The 25,566-nt window shown below is 68.8% G+C and carries 21 protein-coding genes; 9 read left to right on the forward strand and 12 right to left on the reverse strand.

Going from position 1 to position 25,566, the window contains the following annotated elements:
- Window positions 1–5 precede the first annotated feature (5 nt).
- The 4 genes from IAI53_RS12700 to metW all read left to right on the forward strand — a co-directional run bounded on the left by IAI53_RS12700 (window position 6) and on the right by metW (window position 3,892).
- Entirely contained in the window at window positions 6–275 is a 270-nt protein-coding gene (locus tag IAI53_RS12700) for an HPr family phosphocarrier protein (protein WP_187718556.1), read from the forward strand.
- Between the two features lie 3 nt (window positions 276–278).
- On the forward strand, window positions 279–2,030 hold the full coding sequence (gene ptsP / locus IAI53_RS12705) for a phosphoenolpyruvate--protein phosphotransferase (RefSeq protein ID WP_187718557.1): 1,752 nt from the start codon (window positions 279–281) through the stop codon (window positions 2,028–2,030).
- 147 nt (window positions 2,031–2,177) lie between these two features.
- Window positions 2,178–3,311, forward strand: coding sequence for a homoserine O-succinyltransferase MetX (gene metX, locus IAI53_RS12710; RefSeq protein ID WP_187718558.1), 1,134 nt, complete (start codon window positions 2,178–2,180; stop codon window positions 3,309–3,311).
- Complete coding sequence (gene metW, locus IAI53_RS12715; protein ID WP_187718559.1) at window positions 3,308–3,892, forward strand: methionine biosynthesis protein MetW; 585 nt, start codon at window positions 3,308–3,310, stop codon at window positions 3,890–3,892. Before metX ends, metW begins: the two co-directional genes overlap by 4 nt.
- A 63-nt stretch (window positions 3,893–3,955) precedes the next feature.
- Here metW and IAI53_RS12720 read toward each other — a convergent pair whose 3' ends face one another.
- On the reverse strand, window positions 3,956–4,273 hold the full coding sequence (locus tag IAI53_RS12720; RefSeq protein ID WP_187719430.1) for a hypothetical protein: 318 nt from the start codon (window positions 4,271–4,273) through the stop codon (window positions 3,956–3,958).
- Window positions 4,274–4,499: 226 nt separating this feature from the next.
- On the opposite strand from IAI53_RS12720, the gene IAI53_RS12725 reads away from it, so the two are divergent.
- The 5 genes from IAI53_RS12725 to IAI53_RS12745 all read left to right on the forward strand — a co-directional run bounded on the left by IAI53_RS12725 (window position 4,500) and on the right by IAI53_RS12745 (window position 11,125).
- Complete coding sequence (locus tag IAI53_RS12725; protein WP_187718560.1) at window positions 4,500–7,982, forward strand: sensor domain-containing protein; 3,483 nt, start codon at window positions 4,500–4,502, stop codon at window positions 7,980–7,982.
- Between the two features lie 31 nt (window positions 7,983–8,013).
- Window positions 8,014–8,739 (forward strand): uracil-DNA glycosylase family protein, encoded by a 726-nt coding sequence (locus IAI53_RS12730; RefSeq protein ID WP_187718561.1) that lies wholly within the window; start codon window positions 8,014–8,016, stop codon window positions 8,737–8,739.
- A 116-nt stretch (window positions 8,740–8,855) separates the two neighbouring features.
- The gene (gene can / locus IAI53_RS12735; RefSeq protein WP_187718562.1) at window positions 8,856–9,503 is read left to right on the forward strand and encodes a carbonate dehydratase; all 648 of its coding nucleotides are present in this window, start codon (window positions 8,856–8,858) and stop codon (window positions 9,501–9,503) included.
- A gap of 28 nt (window positions 9,504–9,531) precedes the next feature.
- Window positions 9,532–10,425 carry an ROK family protein gene (locus IAI53_RS12740; RefSeq protein WP_349771943.1) on the forward strand — a complete coding sequence of 298 codons (894 nt, stop codon included), beginning with the start codon at window positions 9,532–9,534 and terminating at the stop codon, window positions 10,423–10,425.
- A gap of 22 nt (window positions 10,426–10,447) precedes the next feature.
- On the forward strand, window positions 10,448–11,125 hold the full coding sequence (locus tag IAI53_RS12745) for an MOSC domain-containing protein (protein ID WP_187718564.1): 678 nt from the start codon (window positions 10,448–10,450) through the stop codon (window positions 11,123–11,125).
- 18 nt (window positions 11,126–11,143) lie between these two features.
- On the opposite strand, the gene IAI53_RS12750 is transcribed toward IAI53_RS12745, so the two are convergent.
- From IAI53_RS12750 to IAI53_RS12795, 11 genes are all read right to left on the reverse strand, one after another.
- Window positions 11,144–13,315, reverse strand: a complete 2,172-nt coding sequence (locus tag IAI53_RS12750; protein ID WP_187718565.1) for a primosomal protein N' — start codon at window positions 13,313–13,315, stop codon at window positions 11,144–11,146.
- Window positions 13,316–13,715: 400 nt separating this feature from the next.
- Window positions 13,716–14,798 carry a uroporphyrinogen decarboxylase gene (gene hemE, locus IAI53_RS12755; RefSeq protein ID WP_187718566.1) on the reverse strand — a complete coding sequence of 361 codons (1,083 nt, stop codon included), beginning with the start codon at window positions 14,796–14,798 and terminating at the stop codon, window positions 13,716–13,718.
- Window positions 14,799–15,021: 223 nt separating this feature from the next.
- Window positions 15,022–16,479: a TrkH family potassium uptake protein gene (locus IAI53_RS12760; protein WP_187718567.1), complete on the reverse strand. Its 1,458-nt coding sequence runs from the start codon at window positions 16,477–16,479 to the stop codon at window positions 15,022–15,024.
- 23 nt (window positions 16,480–16,502) lie between these two features.
- Window positions 16,503–17,906, reverse strand: coding sequence for a Trk system potassium transporter TrkA (trkA, locus tag IAI53_RS12765; protein WP_187718568.1), 1,404 nt, complete (start codon window positions 17,904–17,906; stop codon window positions 16,503–16,505).
- Window positions 17,907–18,000: 94 nt separating this feature from the next.
- Window positions 18,001–19,248, reverse strand: a complete 1,248-nt coding sequence (locus IAI53_RS12770) for a sigma-54-dependent transcriptional regulator (RefSeq protein ID WP_187718569.1) — start codon at window positions 19,246–19,248, stop codon at window positions 18,001–18,003.
- Between the two features lie 12 nt (window positions 19,249–19,260).
- Entirely contained in the window at window positions 19,261–21,372 is a 2,112-nt protein-coding gene (locus tag IAI53_RS12775) for a sensor histidine kinase (RefSeq protein ID WP_187718570.1), read from the reverse strand.
- Window positions 21,369–21,968: a DUF4390 domain-containing protein gene (locus tag IAI53_RS12780; RefSeq protein WP_187718571.1), complete on the reverse strand. Its 600-nt coding sequence runs from the start codon at window positions 21,966–21,968 to the stop codon at window positions 21,369–21,371. The genes IAI53_RS12775 and IAI53_RS12780 overlap by 4 nt, the downstream gene beginning before the upstream one ends.
- Window positions 21,928–23,157, reverse strand: coding sequence for a 16S rRNA (cytosine(967)-C(5))-methyltransferase RsmB (gene rsmB / locus IAI53_RS12785; RefSeq protein ID WP_432813923.1), 1,230 nt, complete (start codon window positions 23,155–23,157; stop codon window positions 21,928–21,930). Before rsmB ends, IAI53_RS12780 begins: the two co-directional genes overlap by 41 nt.
- 186 nt (window positions 23,158–23,343) lie before the next feature.
- On the reverse strand, window positions 23,344–24,228 hold the full coding sequence (gene speE, locus IAI53_RS12790) for a polyamine aminopropyltransferase (RefSeq protein WP_222948295.1): 885 nt from the start codon (window positions 24,226–24,228) through the stop codon (window positions 23,344–23,346).
- 3 nt (window positions 24,229–24,231) lie between these two features.
- The gene (speD, locus tag IAI53_RS18475) at window positions 24,232–24,618 is read right to left on the reverse strand and encodes an adenosylmethionine decarboxylase (RefSeq protein ID WP_222948296.1); all 387 of its coding nucleotides are present in this window, start codon (window positions 24,616–24,618) and stop codon (window positions 24,232–24,234) included.
- A 138-nt stretch (window positions 24,619–24,756) separates the two neighbouring features.
- A complete protein-coding gene (locus IAI53_RS12795) occupies window positions 24,757–25,533 on the reverse strand; it encodes a TSUP family transporter (protein WP_187718572.1) in 777 nt (258 codons plus the stop codon).
- Window positions 25,534–25,566: the final 33 nt, after the last annotated feature.

Here is a 25,566-nt window from a genome sequence, read left to right on the forward strand (position 1 = left end):
CAACGATGCCCAGAGCGGAAGCCCCGATCATCAACAAGCTCGGCCTGCACGCACGTGCCTCGGCCAAACTCACCCAGACCGCGAGCAGCTTCGGCGCCGACGTCTGGCTGGAACGCAACGGCCGGCGGGTGAACGCCAAGAGCATCATGGGGGTGATGATGCTGGCTGCCGCGCGCGGCAGCACGGTCACCGTGGAGACCGAGGGCCAGGACGCGGATGCGGCGCTCTCCGCCATCCTCGAACTGATCGCCGACCGCTTCGGCGAGGAGGAGTAGGCGATGGCCTTCACCATCCACGGGCTTCCGGTTTCACAGGGCATCGCCATCGGCCACGTGCATCTGGTGTCGCACGCCCTGCTCGAGGTCAACCACTACCACGTCGCCCAGAAGTACCTGAACGAAGAGCTGTACCGCCTGGACGACGCGGTGGCCACCGTGCGCGGCGAGCTGATGGGCCTGAAGGCGGCCACCGCGGCCGGGCAGGCGCATACCGAGGTGGGCGCCTTCGTCGATCTGCAGGTCATGCTGCTGGCCGATCCGATGCTGGTCGACGCCGCCCGCAACCTGGTCGCCGAGCGGCGCTGCAACGCCGAATGGGCGCTGGTGCAGCAGATGGAACTGCTGGTCGAGCAGTTCCAGGCCATCGAAGACCCCTATCTGCGCGAACGCCAGGCCGACGTGGTGCAGGTGGTCGAACGCCTGGTCAAGGTGCTGCTCGGCCACCCCGGCCACCTGCCGGCCAAGCGCCGCGACGGCCTGGGCACCATCGTGGTGGCCCACGACCTGTCGCCGGCCGACACCATCAGCTTCCGCGACCACAACATCGCCGGCTTCGTCACCGACGTGGGCGGCCCCACCAGCCACACCGCCATCGTCGCCCGCAGTCTGGCCATCCCCGCGGTGGTCGGCCTGCACCGCATCCGCGACCTGGTCGAAGACGACGAACTGCTGATCGTCGACGGCACCCGCGGCGTGGTCATCGTCGGCCCGGACGAGCAGATCGTCGAGGAGTACCGCCTGCGGCGCACCGAGCTGGAACTGGAGCGCTCCAAGCTCAAGCGCCTCAAGGACACCCGCGCGACCACCCTGGACGGCGAGGACGTCAACCTGCTGGTGAACATCGAAGGCCCCAAGGACGTGGCCGCCGCGCGCAGCGTAAACGCCGACGGCGTGGGCCTGTACCGCACCGAGTTCCTGTTCATCGGGCGCGACACCCTGCCGGACGAGGACGAGCAGTACGAGGCCTACCGCAGCGTGCTCAAGGCCATGGGCAAGCGCCCGGTGACCATCCGCACCTTCGACGTGGGCGCGGACAAGGCGCTCAACGGCGTGGCCCGCCCCGAGCCCAATCCGGCGCTGGGCCTGCGCGCGGTGCGCTATTCGCTGGCCGAACCCAAGATGTTCCTCACCCAGCTGCGCGCGCTGCTGCGCGCCTCGGTGCATGGCCGGCTGCGCATCATGATCCCGATGCTGGCGCACGCGCATGAGATCGACCAATCGCTGATGCTGATCGACAAGGCGCGCGCCGAGCTGCGCGCCGAGCGCATCAAGTTCGACGAAGGCGTGGAGATCGGCGGCATGATCGAGGTGCCGGCCGCTGCGCTGGCGCTGGGCATGTTCATCCGCCGGCTGTCCTTCCTGTCCATCGGCACCAACGACCTGATCCAGTACACCCTGGCCATCGACCGCTCCAACGAGGCGGTCGCCCCGCTCTACGACCCGCTCCACCCCGCGGTGCTCAAGCTCATCGGCGGCACCATCCAGGCCGGCGCGCGCTTCGGCCTGCCGGTGTCGGTGTGCGGCGAGATGGCCGGCGATCCGGCCTACACCCTGCTGCTGCTCGGCATGGGCCTGCGCAACTTCTCCATGCACCCGTCCAACGTGCTGGAGATCAAGCAACAGGTGCTGCGCGCCGACGTCGGCGAACTCGCCCCCAAAGTGCAGCGCATCCTCAAGATGGACGAGCAGGTCCGGGTGCGCGAGGCAGTCGAGCGCCTGGCCGCTCCTACCGCAAAACCGCCGTCCGTTTGACATTTTCCTGCTGCCGAGCTAATTTCCCTGCCACTTCAGCGCCGATTTGATTCACAGCTTGCGGGCGCTCAACAAATCCGGCTAAAGCGAGGGCAACCCAGTCCGCGTCTGCAGCCGGCTGGGTTTTTTGTTTTCCGGCTCGACATCATGATCCAACCCCAATCCGTCGGTATCGTCGTGCCCCAGCGGGCGCGTTTCACCGACCCGCTGCCGCTCAGGAGCGGCGGCCGGCTAGACGACTACGAGCTCGTCTATGAGACCTACGGCGAACTGAACGCCGCGCGCGACAACGCGGTGCTGGTCTGCCACGCGCTGTCCGGCTCGCACCACGTCGCCGGTGTGTACGCCGACGACCCGGCCAGCACCGGCTGGTGGGACAACCTGGTCGGTCCCGGCAAGCCGCTGGACACGCGCAAGTTCTTTGTCATCGGCGTGAACAACCTCGGCGGCTGCTACGGCAGCAGCGGCCCCAACGCCCTCAACCCGGCCACCGGCAAACCCTGGGGGGCCGACTTCCCCTTCGTCACCGTGGAAGACTGGGTGGATGCGCAGGCCCGCCTGATGGACCGCCTCGGCATCGAGCGCCTGGCCGCGGTGATCGGCGGCAGCCTGGGCGGCATGCAGGCCCTGTCCTGGACCCTGCAGTACCCGGACCGGGTGCGCCACGCGGCGGTGATCGCCTCCGCGCCCAAGCTCACCGCGCAGAACATCGCCTTCAACGAGGTGGCCCGCCAGGCCATCCTCACCGACCCCGACTTCCACGGCGGGCACTACTACGAGCACGGCGTGGTGCCGGCGCGCGGCCTCAAGCTCGCGCGCATGGTCGGCCACATCACCTATCTCTCCGACGACGCCATGGCGGAGAAATTCGGCCGCAGCCTGCGCCACGGCAAGGCGGTGTACAGCTACGACGTCGAGTTCGAGATCGAGTCCTACCTGCGCTACCAGGGCGACAAGTTCGCCGGCTACTTCGACGCCAACACCTATCTGCTGACCACCAAGGCGCTGGACTACTACGACCCCGCCTTCGAGCACGGCGGCAAGCTGCCCGCGGCACTCGCGCGCGCCACCGCCGAGTTCCTGGTGGTGTCCTTCACCACCGACTGGCGTTTCTCACCGGCGCGCTCGCGCGAGATCGTCTACGCCCTGCTGCACAACCGCCGGCGGGTCAGCTACGCGGAGATCGACTGCGACGCCGGGCACGACTCCTTCCTGCTCGACGAGCCGCAATACCACGCCGTGCTCGGCGCCTGGTTCGACCGCATCGAGGTGCACGCATGAGCTACCGCTACGACTATGACGTGATCGCCCAGTGGATCGCCCCGGGCGAGAAGGTGCTGGACCTGGGCTGCGGCGACGGCAGCCTGCTGCGCCACCTGATGGAAGTGCGCCAGGTGCTGGGCTACGGCGTGGAGAACGACCCGGACAAGCTGCTCGCCTGCGTGAAGAACGGCGTGGACGTGCTGCAGATCGACATGGAGAAGGGCCTGGCCGGCTTCGAGGACGGCTTCTTCGACCACGTCATCATGAGCCTGTCGCTGCAGGCCATGCACAACACCCAGGGCATCCTCGCCGAGATGCTGCGGGTGGGCCGCGAGGCGGTGGTGAGCTTTCCCAACTTCGGCTACTGGCGCCACCGCCAGAGCATCCTCAACGGCCGCATGCCGGTGTCGGAGAGCCTGCCGCACCAGTGGTTCAACACCCCCAACGTGCGCTTCTTCACCATCGCCGACTTCGACGCGCTGTGCGAGATGAACGGCATCGTGGTGCGCGAGCGCCTGGCGTTCGACGAGGGCAAGCTCATCCTCGAGGAAGCGAACTTCCTCGCCAGCGTGGCGGTGTACCGGCTGGGGCGGCGCTGAGCGGCCGCTGAAAGAAAGAAAGGGGGCCCGCGGCCCCCTTTCTTCATGGCGCCGGCAGGTCGATCAGCCGACCACGAATCCGGCCACGTCCACACGGATCGCCGGGCGCTCCAGAGCGCGGCCGACCGCGGCGGCAAACTGCTTCGCCCATTCGCCCGGCTGCTTGAAACGCTCCTCACCGCCGTACTTGGCGACATTGAGGATCATGTCCAGCACCAGGATCTTGCCCATCGGGTTGGACGGCGTGCACTCGAGCACCTCGAATTCCTTGGCGAGCCAGGCACGCGCCTGATCCTTGGTCATGCCGGCGGTGTCGGCGTCATGCACGGTCAGTTCGTATTCCCGGTTGGCACCGAAGGATACGGTGATGTGCTGGGTCATGTTGATCTCCTCGCGTTCGCTGTGGTTTTGTTGAAAGCGCATTTTCGGCCTGCTCGCACGGGCAGGCAAGCCCGTACGCATGCGTATCGCTGCAGCGCACGATTGTAAGCCCTCCGGGGCGCTGTCAGAATCGACCGCAAAAATGCTCCCCGATTCGGGACCCACACGAGAGCCGCCTGCTTCCGGGACAGGCCCACTCCACTCCTACCCACACCTCCGGTACGGTATGTCGAGAGCCAAGGCAGATCCCTTCACCATCCAGTTCGCGGCGGTCTTCCTCATCGTCGCCAGCGCGATCGCCCTGGCCTTCTTCGCCTACTACCAGCAACAGAGTTCCGTGGTGCGCGACGGCGCCCGCGCCGAACTGCAGTCCGTGGTCCGCCTGCTCGCCCAGGACGTGGCCCGCTGGCGCAACGAGCGCCTGGGCGACGGCGAGGTCCTGCGCCGCAACCGCGCCGGGCTCGCCCAGCTCGACCGCTCGCTCGCCGGCGACAACGGCATCGGCAGCGCGGAGTTGCGCTACTGGCTGCAGGGCTACCTGGACGTCTCCGACTACGAGAGCGTACTGGTGCTCGATGCCCGCGGGCAGGAGCTGCTCGCCCTGGGCCGGGCGCACCAGCTGTCGCCGGCCACCGCGGTGGCGGTGCGCGAGGCAAGGGAGAGCGGTTTCACCCGCCTGAGCTCACTGCAGCGCGACCCGGCCGGAGAGATCTATCTCGACCTGGTCGTTCCGGTGCCGCTGGCCGGCGAACACTGGCAGGTCGACACCGTGGTGCTGCGCGTGTCGCCGGACAACTACCTGATCCCCTTGCTGCAGGGCTCGCCGCGCATCACCCAGTCGGGCGAGACCTTGCTGTTCGAACGCACCGCGAACGGCCTGCGGCTGATGCTGCCCGCGCGCTTCCGGGCGCCGGACGCCCCGCCGCTCGAGGTATCCCGCGACGATCCGGTGGCGGTGTCGGCTGCCGCGCTGCGCGGCGACCTGGACGGCGAGGGGCAGGATTACCGCAACGGCCCGCTGGTCTTCGCCGCCGCCGCGCAGATCGAGGAGGCGGGCTGGCTGTTGCTGAGCAAGGTGGACCAGGAGGAGTTGCTGGCAGGTTCGCGCCAGCAGCTCCTCGGCGCGGCGGCGGTCAGCCTGTTGCTGCTGATCGCCGCCGCCGTCGCCCTGGCGCGCATCTGGCGCAACCAGCGCCGCGTCACCCGCGGCCGCCTGCGTGAGGAACAGCGCTACCGCCAGGAACTGGAGCGGCTGCGCAACGACCTGATCGAAACCATGGAGGTGGCACGCCTGGGCGGCTGGGAGCGCAACCTGATCTCCGACGAGCTGTGGTGGTCCGACCGCACCCGCAAGCTGCTCGGCATCGCCGACGGCGTGGCACCGACCCGCGAGGCCTTCCTCGAGCGCATCCATCCGGACGACCGCGAGCAGGTGAACGAGGCGCTGACCAGCGCCTACCGCGAGGGCAAGAGTGGCGATTTCTACTACCGCATCGTCGGCGCTGCCGGCGCGATCCGCCACTTCCACAACCGCTTCCGCATCGAGAAGGACGTCGACGGCAAACCCTGGCGGGTGGTCGGCACGGTGCAGGACATCACCGGCCAGCAACTGCTGGCGCAGGAGCTGGAGCGCAAGTCGGCCTACCTGCTGGCCATCGTCAACCACCTGCCGCAAGGCATCAGCGTGTTCGACGAGACCTTGCACCTGCAGTACTGGAACGAGGGCTTCGCCGACGTGCTGGAGCTGCCGCCCGGCACGGTGTACCAGAACGTCAGCTTCGACGACCTGATCATGGTCCCCGCCCTGCGCGGCGAGTACGGCCCGGGCGACCCGGCAGAGCACGTGCGCAAGCGGCGCGAACTCGCCTTGCAGTTCCAGGCACACCGCTTCGAACGCACCCGGCCGAACGGCCGCACCCACCTGGTGGCCGGCGAGCCGCTGTTCATCGACGGCAAGGTGGCCGGCTTCATCACCACCTACACCGACATCACCGAGCACAAGCACGCCCAGGCCGAACTCGCCCGCCAGAACCGCATCCTGCAGACCATCATCGAGAACATTCCGGGTGGCGTCACGCTGATCGACCGCGACCTCAATCTGGTGGCCTGCAACGAGGAACTGAAGCGGGTGCTCGACTTCCCCGACGAGCTGTTCGCCAACGGCCTGCCGACGCTGGAGACCCTGATGCGCTACAACGCCGAGCGCGGCGAGTACGGCGACGGCGACCCCGAGCGCATCGTCGCCGACCTGCTCGCCCGTGCTCGGCGCACCGAGCCGCACAGCTTCGAGCGCACCCGCCCGGACGGCACGGTGCTCCACGTGCAGGGCCAGCCCCTGCCCGACGGCGGCTTCGTCACCATCTACACCGACATCACCGAACGCAAGCGCGCCGAGGCCGAGATCGAGCACCTGGCCCATCACGACATGCTCACCGGACTGGCCAACCGCTTCTCGCTCGACGCCCGGCTGGCGCAGTCGCTGGCCGACTCGCGGCGCAACGGCCACGGCCTGGCGGTGCTCTTCCTCGATCTAGACCGCTTCAAGCACATCAACGACTCGCTCGGCCACCAGGTCGGCGACTGCCTGCTCAAGGAGGTGGCCGAGCGCCTGCGCCACACGGTGCGCGATGCCGACATCGTCGCCCGCCAGGGCGGCGACGAGTTCGTGGTGGTCATCCAGGGCATCTCCAGCAGCGCACGCGCGGCACACGTGGCCGAAAAGATCCTCACCCGCCTGTCCGCCCCCTACGAGACCGGCGGCGCGGAACTGCACACCACGCCGTCCATCGGCATCGCGCTGTATCCGGAGGACGGCGAGGACGCCGCCGAGCTGCTGCGCTGCGCGGACACCGCGATGTACCACGCCAAGGCCCTGGGCCGCGCCAACTACCAGTTCTTCACCGAGGAGATGAACCGCAGCGCCACCGAGCGCCTGGACCTCGAACGCAAGCTGCGCCGCGCCCTGCAGCAGGGCGAGTTCGAACTGTGGTACCAGCCGCAGCTCGGTGCCGCCGATGGCCGCGTACGCGGGGTCGAGGCGCTGGTGCGCTGGCGCCACCCGGAGGATGGGCTGATCCCGCCCTTCCGCTTCATCCCGCTGGCCGAGGAAACCGGCCTGATCGTCGAGCTGGGCAAGTGGGTGCTGCGCGAGGCCTGCCGGCAGGCCCGCGCATGGCTGGACCGCGGCCTGCCCTCGCTGCGCATGTCGGTCAACCTGTCCACCCGCCAGCTGATGCACGCCGGGTTGGCCGAGGCGGTCGGCGAGGCATTGGCCGACAGCGAGCTGCCGGCCTCGCAACTGGAGCTGGAGATCACCGAGAGTTCAGTGATGGAGCGCCCGAACGACGCCATCCCGGTGCTCGGCGGCCTCAAGCGGCTGGGCGTGCGGCTGGCGATCGACGACTTCGGCACCGGCTACTCGTCGCTGTCCTACCTCAAGCTCTTCCCGCTCGACCACCTGAAGATCGACCGCTCCTTCGTCTCCGACATCGAGCATGACGCCAACGACGCGGCCATCGTCGCGGCCGCGGTGTCCATGGCCCACAACCTCGGCCTGTCGGTGATCGCCGAAGGCGTGGAAACCGCGGTGCAGGTCGCCCGCCTGTCCGAGCTGGGCTGCGACGAACTGCAGGGCTACCACTTCAGCCGGCCGCTGCCGGCCGACGAGGCGGAAGACTGGCTGCAGAAGCGCTTCGCCGATCTGGGATAATGCGCGTTTTCCCCGTTCGGCCCGCCACCAGATGACCGCAACCGCCGCCCGCCTCGTCGAGGCCGCACAGCAACTCTCCACGTCCGTCGGCGCCCTGCGCTTCAGCGCCCCGGTCAGCCATGTGTACAACCCGCTCGACTACGCCTGGGGCATCCACCGCAACTACCTGGAGCGCTACGGCGCGGGCCGCAAGCGCGTCGTCTTCCTGGGCATGAACCCCGGCCCCTTCGGGATGGCGCAGACCGGCGTGCCCTTCGGCGAGATCGGCGCGGTGCGCGACTGGCTGGGGCTGGCCGGCGCGGTCGGCCAGCCGGCGCAGAGCAACCCGAAGCGGCCGGTCGAAGGCTTCGCCTGCAAGCGCGCCGAGGTCAGCGGCCAGCGCCTGTGGGGTCTGTTCCGGGCACGCTTCGGCGATCCCCGGCAGTTCTTCGCCGATCACTTCGTCGCCAACTACTGTCCGCTGGTGTTCTTCGACCAGGGCCGCAACCTCACCCCCGACAAGCTGCCGGCAGCCGAATCCCGCCCGCTGCTGGCGGCCTGCAACACCCATCTGCGCGCCATGGTGGCCGCCCTAGAGCCGGAATGGGTGATCGGCGTCGGCGCCTGGGCGGAGAAGCGCGCAGCCGAAGCCCTGGACGGCCTGCCGTTGCGCTTCGGACGCATCCTGCATCCAAGCCCGGCCAGCCCGGCGGCCAACCGCGGCTGGGCCGAGGCGGCCAGCCGGCAGCTTGCCGAGCTCGGCATCTGGGAGGACTGAGGCCGAAGGACGCCGCTGATCAGGCGTAGTGCTTTCGGACGGCTTGGCGTGCAGGCGGTTCGTAATTCATAATTACGGAATCTTTACCGGGCTCCGCCCGCCGAGGAATCCGCACCATGCCCCAATCCATCGAACACCTCTTCGCCAACAACAAGGCGTGGTCCGAGCGCATGCATGCCGAGGACCCGGAGTTCTTCTCCCGCCTGGTCAAGCAGCAGACCCCCGAATACCTGTGGATCGGCTGCTCGGACAGCCGCGTGCCGGCCAACCAGATCGTCGGCCTGGCGCCGGGCGAGATCTTCGTCCATCGCAACATCGCCAACGTGGTGGTGCACACCGACCTGAACGCGCTGTCGGTCATCCACTACGCCGTCGAGATCCTGCGCGTGAAGCACATCCTGGTGGTCGGCCACTACGGCTGCGGCGGCGTCAAGGCGGCGCTGCACGACAACCGCACCGGGCTGACCGACAACTGGCTGCGCCATGTGCAGGACGTGCGCGACCGCCACCTGCAGAAGCTCGACGAGATCGAGGACCAGAGCGAACGCCTCGACCGCCTGTGCGAACTCAACGCCATCCACCAGGTGGTGAACATCAGCCAGACCTCCATCCTGCGCGAGGCCTGGCAGCGCGGCCAGGCGGTCACCGTGCATGGCTGGTGCTACAGCCTGCACGACGGCCTGGTGCGCGAGCTCGGCGTAAGCGCGCGCGGGCGCGAGGATGCGGTGGAACAGTACCGCAGCGCGGTCGATCGCCTGCTCTGATCCACATCCCGCCGCAGGCATCCCGGTGATCCGCATCGGCGTCGACCTGGGCGGCACCAAGATCGAGATCGTCGCGCTCGACGGCGACGGCCGCGAACTGCTGCGTCGCCGCGTCCCCACGCCCCAGGGCGACTACCCCGCCACCGTGGGCGCGGTGGCCGCGCTGGTCGAGCAGGCCGAAGCCGAACTCGGCGTGCGCGGCCAGTGCCCGGTCGGCATCGGTACGCCGGGCTCGACCTCCCCGCTCACCGGGCGGATGCGCAACGCCAATTCCACCTGCCTCAACGGCCGGGCCCTGCGCGAGGACCTCGCCGCCCGCCTGGGCCGGCCGCTGCGCATCGCCAACGATGCCGACTGCTTCGCCATGTCGGAGGCCACCGACGGGGCCGGTGCCGGCGCGGCGGTGGTGTTCGGCGTGATCCTCGGTACCGGGGTCGGCGGCGGCATCGTCGTGCATGGGCGCCTGCTCACCGGCGCCAACGGCATCGCCGGCGAATGGGGGCATTCCCCGCTGCCGCTGCCCGGCCCTGAGGACCTGCCGCTGCCGCCATGCTATTGCGGGCGCAGCGGCTGCATCGAAACCTACCTGTCCGGCCCCGGCATGGCCGCCGACCATCGGCGCCACGGTGGCGAGGCGCTGGACGCCGACGCCATCGCCCAGGGGGCCGCTACCGGCGATGCGACCTGCGAAGCCACGCTGGCCCGCTACGAGCAGCGCCTGGCGCGTGCCCTGGCCGGGGTGATCAACCTGCTGGACCCGGACGTGATCGTCCTCGGCGGCGGACTGTCCCGCCTCGAACGCCTCTACCGCACGGTGCCGCAGCTGTGGCAGGCGCAGGTGTTCGCCGACCGGGTCGTCACCCGCCTCGAAGCGGGCCGGCACGGCGACGCCTCGGGCGTGCGCGGCGCGGCACGCCTGTGAGAGACTGCACGGCATGGACACCATGCCCGACTCCCCCCTCCCCTCGCTGACGCTCGGCGGACTGTTCGCCGGCGGCCTGCGCCCCTTGCCGCCCGAAGGCCAGCTCACCGGCATGTTCAAGGCGCCGGTGGCCGGCCGCTGCGAGATCGGCCCCACCGGCCTGGCCGGCGACCGCCAGGCCGATCCGCGCTACCACGGCGGCCCGCAGAAGGCCTTGCACCACTATCCGGCCGAGCACTACGAGCGGCTGGCGCAGGCACGACCCGGACTGGCCGGCCTGCTCGCCCCCGGCGTGCTGGGCGAGAACCTGTCCACCCGCGGCTGGACCGAGCACGAGGTCTGCATCGGCGACATCTTCCGCCTCGGCACGGCGCGTATCCAGGTCAGCGAGCCGCGCAGTCCGTGCTGGAAGATCGACGCGCGCTGCGAGGACAACGGCTTGTCCAGGCTGATCGCCGCCGAAGGCCTGACCGGCTGGTACTACCGGGTGCTGACGCCGGGCAGCGTGGCCGCCGGCGACCGCTTCGAGCTCGAAGAGCGGCCCGCCCCCGGCCTCACCCTCGCCCGCCTGTGGCGCGCGCGCATCGACCATCGCCCCGACCCGGATGAACTGGCGATGCTCGGCGCGGCCGCCGGGCTGTCGCCGGCCTGGCAGAAGCGCCTGGCCGACCGCCGCGCCTGGCTGCTGGGCAACGCCTGACCCCGCGCCAGCTGCGGTTCACACCTCCAGCGGATCGACGTCCAGGTTCCAGCGCAGCTCGCGCGCGGTTCGCAGCGCCCGCAGCGCCGTCATCCACTCTCCGAGAAATCCCTGCAGGACGCCGCGCTCGCCGGCCTCGACCAACAGCTGCGCGCGCTCGCGGCGCGCCAGCCGGGTCATGCGCATCGGCACCGGGTCGTAGACCTGCAGCCCCTCGGGGGCGCACTGCGCGGCGACCCGCGCCGCTTCGCGCAGGAAGGCCACCGCGTCGTCCAGGGCCGGCGAATCGGCGCGCAGCATGGCCTGGTGGGTGAGCGGCGGGAAGCCGGCCTGGCGACGCTCCTCCAGCGCCAGCGCGGCGAAGGCGTCGAAGTCGTGACGGGCCAGGCACCGGTACAGCGGGTGCTCCGGGTATTCGGTCTGGATCAGCACCTCGCCCGGCAACTGGGCGCGCCCCGCCCGGCCGCCGACCTGCATCAGCTGCTGGAAGAGGCGCTCGGGGGCGCGGAAGTCGGCCGCATGCAGCGAGGCGTCGGCGCCCACCACGCCGACCAGGGTCAACTTCGGAAAGTCGTGTCCCTTGGCCATCATCTGGGTGCCCACCAGGATGTCGGCCTCGCCCGCGGCGATGGTCGCGAGCAGGGCCTCCCACTGCGCGCGGGTACGCGCCGAATCGCGGTCGATGCGCAGCACGCGGGCCTCGGGGAACAGCTCGCCCAGCCGCGCTTCGATGCGCTGGGTGCCGCGCCCGAAAGGCTGGATGTCCTGGTTGCCGCAGGACGGGCAGGCGCGCGGGATGGGGCCGTCGCAGCCGCAGTGGTGGCAGCGCACCCGGCGGTCGGCCAGATGCACCACCAGGTTGGCGGTGCAGTGCGGGCAGGTGCTGACCCAGCCGCAGGCCGGACAGGACAGCACCGGGGCGTAGCCGCGCCGGTTGAGGAACACCAGGCTTTGCTCGCCGCGCGCCAGGCGTTCGCCGATGGCGGCCTGCAGCGCCGGGCTGAGCCCCTCGTCCAGCTTCAGCCTGCGGGTATCCACGCAGCGCACCGTGGGCAGCGCGCTGGCCAGCGCGCGGTGCGCCAGCACCAGATGGCGGTAACGCCCGCCGCGCGCGTGCTGCCAGCTTTCCAGCGAGGGCGTGGCCGAACCGAGCACCACCGGCACCGCGCGCTGGCGCGCGCGCCACACCGCGAGATCGCGCGCCGAATAGCGCACGCCCTCCTGCTGCTTGTAGGAGGCGTCGTGCTCCTCGTCGACCAGGATCAACCCCAGGCGCGGCAAGGGCGCGAACACCGCCAGGCGGGTGCCGAGCACGATGTCGGCGTGGCCTTCCAGCGCGCGCACGAAACCGCGCGAGCGCGCACCCTCGGCCAGCGCGGAATGCAGGCTGACCACCTCCGCGGCCGGGAAACGCGCCGCCACCCGCGCTTCGAGCTGCGGCGTGAGGGCGATCTCGGGCACCAGCATCAACACCTGCCGGCCGGCAGCCAGTTCGCGCTGGGCGAGGCGCAGATAGACCTCGGTCTTGCCGCTGCCGGTCACCCCCTGCAGCAGCCAGGCGGCAAAACCGTCCGGTGCGGCGGCCAGGGTGTCGAGGGCGGCCTGCTGTTCGGCGGTCAGCGCAGGCAGGATGCCGCCAGGCTCGGCTGCCGGGCGACGGACCTCCTTCGCCCATCCGCGGCGCAACAGCTCGCCGACCGCGGCGCCGTCCTCCCAGGCACGCACGATGCTGCGCCGCGCCGCGCCGCCATGGCCCGCCAGCGCACGCAGCAGGCGCAGGGCACGGCTGTCCCGCTTGACCTCATCCAGGGCTGCAAGACCCGCCACGGCCGGTGCGAGCAGGGGGTCGTGGTCGCGGTCGGCGATCGCGTCGGCACGGCGCAAGCCGGGGGGCAATGCGAGGGCGATGACCTCGCCGAGCGGTGCATGGTAGTAGCGCGCGGTGAAGCCCACGAGCGCCAGCCAGTCGGCCGGCAGGGCGGAGACCTCGCGCTGGATGTGCCGCACCGGCTTGAGCCGGGCCGGGTCGACCTCGGCGGCAGGGGGCAGCGCAACGATCAACCCGCTCTTCTCGCCCTTGCCGAAGGGCACCCGGACACAGCGGCCGATATCCGTATCGGATACGTCTGTTGCCGTGTAATCAAAGACTTGCGGGAGCGGTACGGGTAGCGCGACGCGGACGATTCGCATGCAGTCGAGGCCTTCTTGCGGGTAACGTCTTTATAAACAGTTACTTGGCGCGTTTACTTGATGCGAAACGTGGAAAATGACGCTAACACTTTGCTGCAGAAACAGCTCGGAAGCTTGTCCACAAAAGCTGTGGATAAGTTTGTGGAAAGCCTGGGTGAAACGAGCGCAAACCGGTACGGCACAAGCATTTCCACTACTTTGCCCCAACATTAGGCAGGGGCTTTTTGCTTGTAAAACAGAGACTTATGATTTTTGATGCATACTGCACCAGCGCTGTGCAGCAAATGCCGCGGGAACAGCCGGGTGTGCATAAGTCAACCCGATTTGGTGCATTTTTCTTGTTGACAGGCGCGAAATCCCCACTACCGAAAAACAGGTATTCCGCGCCTGTCGCGCGGGCTCAGCCGGCGGCCTTGCTGCGCACCGCACGGCTGTGCGCATGCACGGTGTCGACCAGCACCGAGACGCTCTCCGGCGGGGTGAATTGCGAGATGCCGTGACCGAGGTTGAACACGTGGCCGGGGTGTGGCCCGAAGGCATCGACCACCCGACGCGCTTCGGCGGCAACGACTTCCGGGGGCGCAAACAGGATGGAAGGGTCCAGGTTGCCCTGCAGCGCCACCTTGTGGCCCACCTTCTCGCGCGCACGGCCGATGTCCAGCGTCCAGTCGAGGCCGACCGCGTCCGAACCGAGGTCGGCGATCTGCTCGATCCACACGCCGCCGCCCTTGGTGAATACGATGCTGGGCACGCGCTCGCCGTCGCGCTCGCGGATCAGGCCATCCACCACGCGCTTGAGGTAGGCCAGGGAGAACTCCTGGTAGGCGGCCTCGGACAGCACCCCGCCCCAGGAGTCGAACACCATGACCGCCTGCGCGCCGGATTCGATCTGGGCGTTGAGGTAGGCCACCACCGAATCGGCCGTGACCGACAGGATGTGGTGCAGCAGGTCCGGCCGGGTGTAGGCCATGGTCTTGATGCGGCGGTAGTCGGTCTCCGAGCCGGAGCCGCCTTCCACCATGTAGCAGGCCAGGGTCCACGGGCTGCCGGAGAAGCCGATCAGCGGCACCGAGCCGTCCAGCGCACGGCGGATCTCGGCGACCGCATCCATGACGTACTGCAGTTCGGCGTGCGGGTCCGGCGCGGCCAGGTTGCGGATCTCCCACTCCTCGCGCAGCGGACGCTCGAAGCGCGGGCCCTCGCCTTCGGCGAAGTACAGGCCGAGGCCCATCGCGTCGGGCACGGTGAGGATGTCGGAGAACAGGATGGCGGCATCCAGGTCGTAGCGTGCCAGCGGCTGCAGCGTGACCTCGCAGGCCAGCGCCGGGCTCTTGCACAGTTGCAGGAAGCTGCCGGCGCGCTTGCGCGTCTCGCAGTACTCCGGCAGGTAGCGGCCGGCCTGGCGCATCAGCCAGACGGGGGTGTACTCGGTGGGCTGGCGCAGCAGTGCGCGCAGAAAGGTGTCGTTCTTGAGGCGGCTCACGTTGTCGTTCCTGGTTTCGTCCGACCGTTCCGGCCGCGCCCGCATCGAGGGGCCGCGCCGGGGCAAACGGCGATTATCCCGCGTTTTGCGCCCCGACGCTCGGCCGCGACCGATGCGCTGACTCGTAGGAGCGGCCTTGGCCGCGATTGCGGCCCACCGGCGAACCACCGCCGCATCGCGGCCAAGGCCGCTCCTACGGGGGAACTCAGGCCCACTGGCGCGTTCAGCGGCGCCAGAACGAAGGGGTGAGCACCACCAGCAGGGTGAAGATCTCCAGGCGGCCGAGGATCATGGTGAAGCACAGCACCCAGCTCTGGAAGGTATCCATGCCGGCATAGTTGGAGGCCGGGCCGACCGCGCCCAGGCCCGGGCCGGTGTTGTTGATGCAGGCCACCACTGCGGAGAAGGCGGTGACGATGTCCAGCCCGGTGGCCGACAGCACCAGGGTGAGCGAAACGATGGACACCATGTACATGAAGGAGAAGCCCAGCACCGCGTGCAGGATGCCCTCGGAAACCGGCTGGTTGCCGAGGCGCACCGGACGGACCGCGTGCGGGTGCAGCGAGCGGATGATCTCGCGGAACACCTGCTTGTAGAGGATCATCGCGCGCATCATCTTGATGCCGCCACCGGTGGAGCCGGAACAGGCGATGAAGCTGCCGAGGAAGAGCACCCACAACTGCGCGAACATCGGCCACAGGGTGTAGTCGTAGGTCGCCAGGCCGAGCGAGGTGGCGATGGACACCACGTGGAAGGACACGTAGCGCACGGTCGCCGGCAGGTCGGCGTGGGCGTGGTTCTGCATGAGGTAGGCAGAGAGGCCGATCACGCTGATGACCAGCACGCCGAAGAAGAAGGGAATCTCCGGGTCGCGCAGATAGGGCATGGCGCTGCGGCGGACCAGCGCCAGGTAGTGGGTGGCGTAGTTGAGCCCGGCCAGCAGGGCGAAGACGATGATGACGATCTCGACGTTCACGTTGGCGAAGTGGCCGATGGACGCGTCCTTGCTGGAAAAGCCGCCCAGCCCGGCGACGGTGAAGGCGTGGATGAGGGCGTCCCAGCCGTCCATGCCCACGTACCACAGGCTCAGCCCGCAGGCCACGGTGAGCAGGATGTAGGACACCCACAGGCCCTTGGCGGTCTCGGTGATGCGCGGGGTGAGACTGCTCTCCTTCATCGGCGTGGGCACTTCCGCCTTGAACATCTGCCGCCCGCCGATGCCCAGCAGCGGCAGGATGGCAACCACCAGCACGATCACCCCCATGCCGCCTATCCAGTGCATGAAGGTACGCCACAGGTTGATGGAGATCGGCAGGTCGTCCAGGCCGCTGAGCACCGTGGCACCGGTGGCGGTGAGCCCGGACACCGCCTCGAAGTAGGCGTGGGTGAAGGACAGCTCCGGCAGGTAGGCCAGCAGCGGCAGCGCGCCGAACACCGGCAGCACCACCCAGGCTGCGGCGACCAGGAAGAAGCCGTCGTGCACCCGCAGGTCGCGGCTGCGGCTGCGGGTGAACATCCACAGCAGCGCGCCGGTGGCGATGGTCAGCAGCAGGGCCTGGTCGTAGGCCAGGGTGGCACCGTCGTCCAGCCAGGCGGAGACGCCGAGCGGAAAGCCCATCAGCAGGCCGAAGATCATGATGATCAGGCCCAGGGCGTTGAGGGCGGGATGGTAGGCGCGCATCGCGGACTGTGGAGGCTGGATGCTTACAGGAAGGTAAAGCCGACCTGGAACAGCTTCTCGACCTTGCGCACCAGCTTCTTGTGGGTGCAGAACACGATCACGTGATCCTCCGGCTCGATCACCGTGTCGTGGTGCGGAATGATCACCATGCGGCGCAGCACCTTGCCGTCGATGCGCTTCTCGTCGCGCACGATGGCACCGATGCTCGCGCCCTTGGGCAGGGGGATCTCCTCGATCTGGCGGCCCACCACCTTGGAGTCCTTGGGCGTGCCGTGGGCGATGATCTCCAGCGCCTCGGCCGCGCCACGGCGCAGGCTGTGCACCGCCACCACGTCGCCGCGCCGCACGTGGGCGAGCAGCGAGCCGATGGAGGTATGCGCCGGCGAGATGGCGATGTCGATCGGCCCGCCCTGCACCAGGTCCACGTAGCTCTTGCGGTTGATCAGCGCCAGCGTGCGCCGCGCGCCCATGCGCTTGGCGAGCGAGGCGGCCATGATGTTGTCCTCCTCGTCGTTGGTGAGCGCGACGAAGAGGTCCATCTCGTCGATGCCCTCGTTCTCCAGCAGCTTCTCGTCGGTGGCATCGCCGCGCAGCACCAGCGCGCTGGACAGCTGGGTGGCGAGAGCCTCGGCGCGGCGCTTGTCCACCTCGAGGATCTTCACGTGGTAGTCGGACTCGATGCTGCGTGCCAGGCGGTAGCCGATGTTGCCGCCGCCGGCGATCATCACCCTGCGCATCGGCTTGTCGGTACGGCGCAGTTCGCGCATCACCTGGCGGATGTGCACCGTGGCCGCCAGGCAGAACACCTCGTCGCCGGGCACGATGACCGTGTCGCCCTCGGGGATGATCGGTTCGCCGTTGCGGTAGATGGCGGCAATGCGCACCTCGACGTTGGGCAGGTGGAAGCGCAGGTTCTTCAGCGGGTGGCCGACCAGCGGCCCGCCCTCGAAGGCCTTCACGCCGATCAGGCTGACCACGCCTTCGGCGAAGTCGAGCACCTGCAGCGCCTCGGGAAAGGCGATCAGGCGCTTGATGTAGTCGGTGACGATCTGCTCCGGGCAGATGGAGAAATCGACCGCGAAGTTGTTGTTGTCGAGCAGCTCCGGGTAGTCGACGAAGTCGGTCGAACGCAGCCGGGCGATGCGGGTGGGCAGGTTGAAGATCGCCTTGGCGATGCGACAGGCGCACAGGTTGGTCTGGTCGGACTGGGTGACCGCGATCAGCAGGTCGGCGTCGTCCGCGCCCGCCTCGCGCAGTACCGAGGGCGATGCGGCGTTGCCGCACACGGTGCGCACTTCCAGCCGGTCACGCAGCGCGGCAAGGTAGTCCGCGCTGGTGTCGACCAGGGTGATGTCGTTGGCTTCGGAGACGAGGTTCTCGGCAACCGAGGCGCCGACCTGGCCGGCACCGAGGATGATGATCTTCACAACGTAGGCCCGTCAGGGTGCGAGTCCGCCGATTCTACGCCGGGGTTTTGCTTTGTTGAAACACTTTGTTGCGGCGCAAAAAAGCGCGTCACCCTCACGCCTCTTCGCTGCGCCGGCCGGCCTGCAGGCCGAGCTGCTTGAGCTTGCGGTACAGGTGGGTGCGCTCCAGGCCGCTCTTTTCGGCCAGGCGGGTCATGTTGCCCCCCTCCAGGCGCAGGTGATGCTCGAAGTACATGCGCTCGAAGGCCTCGCGGGCCTCGCGCAGCGGCTGGTCGAGCGGCAGGGCGAAAGCGGCGGAATCGTTCGGCTGGCCGATGATGCGACGTACGTCGGCCAGCGCGATCTCCTCTTCCAGCGTACCGAGCGCAATCGATTTCACCGCGCCCCGCAGTTCCGCGTAGCCACCCGGCCATGGATGGGTGCGCAGCGCGTTGAGCGCACCGGTGGAAAAATGGTGGCGCGGCACCTCCCCGGCCTCGACCAGGTGCAGCAGGATCTGCGCGGCCAGCTCGGGCACGTCGTCGCGGATGTCGGCGAGCGACGGCGGCACCAGGCTGACCTCGAACAGGCGTGCGAGCAGGCCCTCGTCCCAGCCCAGGCGCTGCAGGCCCTCGGTGCTGTGGTCGGTCGCCACCACCATGCGCAGGTCGTAGCGATCGAGGCGCTCGAGGATGAAGGCGAGGTTCTTCTGTTGCGGCCGGGACAGGCGCGCCAGCTCACCGGCGAACACCACCCCGCCGTGCGCCGCCTGCAGCTGGGCGATGTCGATCGGGTTGTGGAGCTGGGACAGGTCGATCCAGTGCGCGTTGGCCGAGAACACGCTGCGCGCGGCCAGCTCCGCGATGCTGCCGGCGCCGACCTTGAGCAGCAGCACGCGCGAGTTCTCGCCGATCTGCTCGATGCGGCGGCGCAGTTCGCGCAGCGGCACCGAGCGGGTGAAGGCCGCCAGGGAGAGTGCCGCCGGCGTGCCCGGGGTGGCCGGGCGCTGCAGGCCGCGCTTGACCGCGGCGAGCAGCTTCTGCAGGGCGATCGGCTTCTCAAGGTAGTCGATGGCGCCGATGCGGGTGGCTTCCACCGCGGTGTCTATGGTGCCGTGGCCGGACATCATCACCACCGGCATGCTGAGCTGGCCGTTGGCGGCCCATTCCTTGAGCAGGGTGATGCCATCGGTATCGGGCATCCAGATGTCGAGCAGCACCAGGTCCGGACGCGCGGCGTTGCGCGCGGCACGCGCCGCGGCGGCGTTGGCGGCCAGCACCACGTCATGTCCTTCGTCGCTCAGGATCTCCGAGAGCAGCTCGCGGATGCCCATCTCATCGTCAACAATCAGTATGTTCGCCATGGTTCCGTCGTATCAGTGTTGCGCGCCTGCAAGCCGCAGGCGGATGCGGACTTCCGCCCCGCCCTGTTCGCGGTTGGCCAGACGTACGTCGCCGCCGTGTTCGTCGGCGATCTTCTTCACCATCGCCAGCCCCAGCCCGGTGCCGCGCGACTTGGTGGTGAAATAGGGTTCGAAGGCGCGCGCGAGGATCTCGGCCGGGAAGCCCGGGCCGTTGTCGCGCACCAGCAGCTGCGCGCGGTCGCCATCGCGCCGGGTGAGGATCAGCAGCTCGCCGTCCTCTTCGCCGGCCAGCGCGTCCTCGGCATTCTGCAGCACATTGTGGATGATCTGGCGCACCTGGGTGGGGTCGCCGAGCACCGGCGGCAGGTCGCGCGCAAGTTCGGTGCGGATGCGCAGCGGCGTGCTTTCGTAGAGATTCAGTACCTCCTCGATCAACGCATTGAGGTCCAGCGGGCCGAGCTGCGGCGCGGGCAGGCGGGCGTAGTCGCGGAAGGCGTTGACCAGCTTCTTCATCGCCTCGACCTGATTGACGATGGTGCGCGTGGCGCGCTCCAGCATGTCCTGCCCGTCCGCGTCGAGCCGGTCGTGCAGCTTGTGCATCAGGCGCTCGGCGGAAAGCTGGATCGGCGTCAGCGGATTCTTGATCTCGTGGGCCAGGCGACGCGCCACCTCGGCCCAGGCGGCGGTGCGCTGGGCAGCGATCAGGTTGGAGATGTCGTCGAACACCACCACCGAGCCGCCCCCGGAGCTGGCCGGCAGGCGCGCGCCGTGGATCAGCAGGGTCTGGGGGCCACGGTCGGCGTTCTCCAGTTCGAGCTCGCGGTGCCAGTCGCCCTCGTTGCGGGCAAAGCCTTCGAGCAGAGCGTCGCGAAAAGCCGTGTGATGGGGCCAGTCGGCCAGCGCGATGTCCTCGAAGCCGTCCAGCGGATCGGCGAGGATGTCCATCGCGCCACGGTTGGCAGCCCGCAGCGTGCCGTCCTCGGCGAAGGCCAGCACACCGGTCGACAGATTGGCCAGCACGCTTTCCAGGTAGGCGCGGGCCGACTCTACCGCGGCACGGTTGCGCTCGGCCGCCGCGCGGGCGTCGTCGAGCTGGCGGGTCATCTGGTTGAAGGACTGGGTGAGCACGCCCAGCTCGTCGCGCGCCGGCAGTGCGCGGCGCGGCGAGTAGTCGCCCTGCGCCACCGCCTCGGTGCCTTCGGCGAGGATCAGCAAGGGTGCGGCAAGGCGGCGGGCGAGCACGAAGGCCACCGCCACCGCGGCGAGCAGGGCAAGCAGGAGCGACAGGGTGAGGGTGAGCGTGTAGATGCGGGTCAGCCCCTGGCGCCCGAGGGTGAGCTGCTGGTAGTCGCGGTAGGCTTCCTGCACCGCATCCACATGCAGCGCGAAGGACTCGGGTACCGGCTGGCTGAGCATCAGGAAGGGCGGCTCCTCGGTCAGCGAACGTGCCGGCAGGGGCACCACCACGCGGATCAGCAGGCTGCCGTCCGGCCGGCTGTCGACCAGGCTGAACTTGCGGAACTGGCGGGCCTGGCGCAGATGGGTCGCGGCCGGCAGGTCGGGGATCAGGCTGCCCCTGCCATCGGACACCGTGGCGAGCAGCTGGCCGCTGGACGATACCACGGTGGCGGCGGCCACGCCGGCAGTCTCGCGCAACCGGTTCAGGCGGGCCGGACTCACCGGCAGGCCATCGAGGTCCAGCGCCATGTCGGTGGCCTTGTCGCCCACCTGGCTCACCAGGTAGTCGAGCGCATTCTGGCCAAGCGCGATGCCGCCCTCCAGCGCGGAATCGACCCGCACGTCGAACCAGGATTCGATGCTGCGCACCACGAACTGCAGCGACACCGCATAGACCACCACCCCCGGCAGCAAGGCCATCAGGGCGAACATCAGCATCAGGCGGTACTTGAGCCGCGAACCGAACTGGCGGCCCTTGTACTCGCGCCACAGGCCGCGCAGCTGGACGGCGACCAGGCCGACCAGCGCCACCGCCACCACGCCGTTGAGGCCGAGCAGGTAGGGATAGGCGCCGGCGAAGAGCTCGGTGTTGGCGCTGGCCGAGGCCAGCAGGAACAGCGAGATGCCGGCGACGGCAGCGGCAACGATGAGGGCGACACGTTTCATCGGGACAGCGGCATTCCTGCTAGAAACGTCCAGTTCATCCACTCGGTGGACAGGTTCCAGTCGCGGCTGCCGATGGCCGTGACCTGGAAGGGCTTGGGCAGCTGGGCGGTGTCGAGGCGGAAGCGCAGCGACGCCTCGTAGGACTCGCCATCGGCGAGCGCGGAGCGCTCCGCCACCTGCCAGTTGCGCACGCGCTGCATGGTGCGCACCGCGCCGTCCAGGGTGTCGAAGCTCTGGTGGAAGCTGCCCAGCGACAGACGATAGCTGCGGGTGATCGCGTGGTAGGAGATGCGGTAGTTGAGACGGCGCTCGATCACCACCTCGTCGAACCAGTACCAGCGGGGGCGCTCGACCAGGAACTCGGTGACGAAGTAGAGCGATACGCCGCGATTGACCGCGTCGGTGAGCCGGGGGTTGAGGGCGAAGTCGATGTCGGCATTGACCACATAGCCCTCTTCCCGCAGCGTGATGTCGGCCTGGCGCAGCAAGGCGTGGTCGGCCAGCAGCACCGCCGGCAACCAAAGCAGGACAAGGAGCAGGCGCCTGATCAAGCGCTCAGGCCTGCTTGCGCAACAGGGCGTAGTAGAAACCGTCATGCTCGGCGGTGGGCAGCAGCTGTTGCTCCAGCCGACCGTCGAGCGGCAGGCGGAGGGCGTCGGCGTGGCGGGTGCAGAAGCGCGCGATCTGGCCGCGATTCTCCTCGTCGAACACCGAACAGGTCACGTAGAGCATTGTGCCACCGGGCGCCAGGGTATGCCAAAGCGCATCGAGGATCTCGGCCTGCTGGGCGGCGAAGCGCGGGATGTCCTCGCGGCGGCGCAGCCACTTGATGTCCGGATGGCGGCGGGCGACGCCCGAGGCCGAGCACGGCACGTCGGCGAGTATGCGGTCGAAGGGGCGACCGTCCCACCAGCCGGCGGTGCGGCGGGCATCACCCACCCTGATCTCGCCGCGCAGGCCCAGGCGCTCGAAGTTCTCCTCGATGCGGCGCGCCCGGCGCGGATCGAGCTCCAGCGCGGTCAGGGCAACGTCCGCCAGCTCGAGAATCTGCGCTGCCTTGCCGCCCGGGGCGGCACAGGCGTCGAGCACCCGTTCGCCCGCCTGTGCACCGAGCCAGCGCCCGGCCCACTGGGCGCCGGCATCCTGCACCGAGAAGCGCCCTTCGGCGAAACCCGGCAGCTGGGCCACCGCGCGCGGGCGCGCCAGCAGCAGCGCACCATTGTCGAGCGCACGCGCGTCGATGCCGGCTGCGGCGAACCCTTCCAGCACCTGGGTGGCGGTAGCGCGGCGCGGATTGACCCGCAAGGCCATCGGCGGATGCTGGTTACCTGCCTCGAGCGCCGACTCCCACTCCCCCGGCCAGCTCGCGCGCAGGCGGGCGATCCACCAGTCGGGATGGCGGTGGCGCGCCACCGGGTCGGCCTCGCGCCAGCGGGCGGCCTGGTCGGCCTGGCGGACAAGGTTGCGCAGGACGCCGTTGACCACGCCGCGCAGCCCCGGTGCGGTGGCGGCCACCGCCTCGACCGCCTGATCGACGATGGTATGCGACTGCTCGGGCCGGCTTTCCAACCGGTGGATCGCCACCATGAGCAGGGCCTGGTAAGGGTCAGGCAGGGGCTTCTGCAGCAGACGCCCGAGTATCGGTTCGGCCCGCCCGTAGTCGCGCAGGGTGCCCCAGGCGAGATCGCGCACTGCGCCGCGGGTGCCGTCGGGCCATTGCGGGTGCGCACGCTGCAGCGCTTCCCAGGTGTCGGTGAGATTGGCGCCGTCGCGCACGGCCTGCACCAGACCCGCAGCCTGCTGCAGCCCATAGGCCAGGCTGTCGGCCGGCAGTGGCGCGCGGCGCGCGGACGAGGATGATGAATCTGGCCGGCGCCCGCCCCTGTCGGCGGGTCGGGCAGCACGGCGCTTGTTACCTGGGTTGGAGGTCACGTCTGAGGCGGGCGGTGGGCGCGCCCGCCGCCCGGTGGATCAGGCGAGCAGGCGGCGCAGATGGTTGGGCAGCGCGAACTGTGCGCAGTGGATGGCGCCATTGTAGTGCTGAAGGCGGCCGATCTGGCGGGCGGCGATGCGCCGCTCAACCTCGTCGGCGCTCAGCGCTTTCGGGTCCAGCGTGTCGGACGCGCAGGCCATGCCCCACAGGCTGCCGTACAGCGGAATGTAGAGAAAATACGGCGACACGCGGGCGAAGCAGTCACGCAGACGGCCGACCAGCTCACGCACGCGCTCGGGCTGGAAGACCGGTGCGCCGATATGCAGCGTGATCGCCCCTCCTTCATTCAGCAGCGCCTTGCATTCGGCGAAGAACTGTCGCGAGTACAACTCCTCGGCAGGCCCGACCGGATCGGTGAGATCGAGCACGATCAGATCGAAGCGCTCACCGGCCGCAGGCGCCACCTCGCGCACGTAGCGCAAGCCGTCCTCGATACGGACTTCCAGGCGCGGATCGTCCAGCGAACCGTGATGCACCGCCTGCAGATGCTGGCGCGCGATGTCGATCACCTTGGCGTCGAGTTCGACCAGGACCACACGGTCCATCCCCGGGTGCTTGAACAACTCCTCGGCGGAGCCGCCATCTCCGCCACCGATGATCAGCGCCGAGCGCGGGGCGGTGTGCGTGATCGCCGGAACGTGGATGAGGTTCTCGTGATAGTAGAACTCGTCACGCTCGGAGGTCATGAAGCAGTCGTCCAGACGGAAGAGCTTGCCGAACTGGGGAGTGTCCCAGACCTCGTACTGCTGATAGGGCGAGGCACCCTCCTCCAGCAGCGTGCCCCGCCGGTAGAAGAAGCCGGCGTCGTCGTTGAGCCACTCGAGCAGCAAGTCCTCGGCCGCCGGATGATTCTGCCCGCTCATGCCTCAGACCTCGGCGCCAATCTTTCCGCGCACCACGTCATGGCACACCGAATCGCGCGGCTTGAGGGTACGGATGACGTGTTCGAAGACTTCGCGCGCCCGCCCGCTGTTATCACGCGAGAAGTTGCACACGTACACGTCCAGGGTCACGTCACCGCTTTCCGGCCAGGTATGGATGGCCAAATGGGATTCGGCGAGGACCACCGTACCGGTCACACCGGCGTGCTGTCCGTCATCGTGCAGGAACTGGTAGAAGTAGGCACCCAGCGGGGTGAGGCCGGCGTCGCGGCAGCCTTCGACGCAGAGTGTTTCGAGTACCGCCCGATCCGTTAGCAGGTCGGGCGGACATTGACAGCGGTACAGGTCCGCGATCAGGTGGAGTCCGTTCATGGTGCGCTTCGATCCAGCTTCGGCAAAGCAGGCGATTTTACCACGTAAGCAAAACTCAATATTCCTGCAAATGCATTCGCCAACGCACCGACCTGCCCGGCGTGGGGACGGTTTCACGTGAAACTGCCCCCACCTTGCCTACCACCCGCTGACGATCAGGTCGTAGGCCAACTTGGCGATCAGCGTACTGACCACGAAGAGGAACATCCCCCGCACGAACGTCGTTCCGTGGCGCAGGGCCATGCGCGACCCCGTCATCGCGCCTGCGAGATTGCACGCCGCCATCAACAGACCCAGCTTCCACATCACTTCCACGTTGGCAGAAAAATAACCGATGGCGGCGAGGTTGGTGGCAACGTTGAGGATCTTTGCGGTCACCGAGGCGCGCAGGAAATCCATCCCCAGGAAATGGATCAGCAGGAAGATGAAGAAGCTCCCGGTGCCCGGACCGAAGAAGCCATCGTAGAAACCGATGGTGAGCCCGATCGCACCGGCCACGAGAGCCGCTCGGCCCGGCGCGACGTGCTCGCGGGAATGCAGGCCCAGGTCCTTTTTGATGAAGGTGTACACCGCGACCCCTACCAGCAGGACGAGGATGAGCGGACGCAGAAGCGTAGGCGGGAGGAATGCCACCGCCTTGGCGCCGTACCAAGACCCGACCAGAGCGGCGAGCGCTCCGGGGCCAGCTACCGCCCATGGGATGCGTACCCGGCGACTGTACTGGACGGCAGCACTAGTGGTGCCGACGATACTCGCTACCTTGTTGGTGGCGAACAGGCTCGCCGGTGCGGTCTGCGGAAACGCCGCAAACAAGGCGGGAATCTGGATCAAGCCGCCGCCACCGACCACCGCATCGACGAATCCGGCAAAGAAGGCCGCCAGTCCCAGCGCGAGCGCGATGAACTCGAAATCCATTCAGTTTTGTTTCACGTGAAACCGCGCGCCGCG

The sequence above is a fragment of the Thauera sedimentorum genome (assembly GCF_014489115.1).
In the GTDB taxonomy this organism is placed as follows: domain Bacteria; phylum Pseudomonadota; class Gammaproteobacteria; order Burkholderiales; family Rhodocyclaceae; genus Pseudothauera; species Pseudothauera sedimentorum.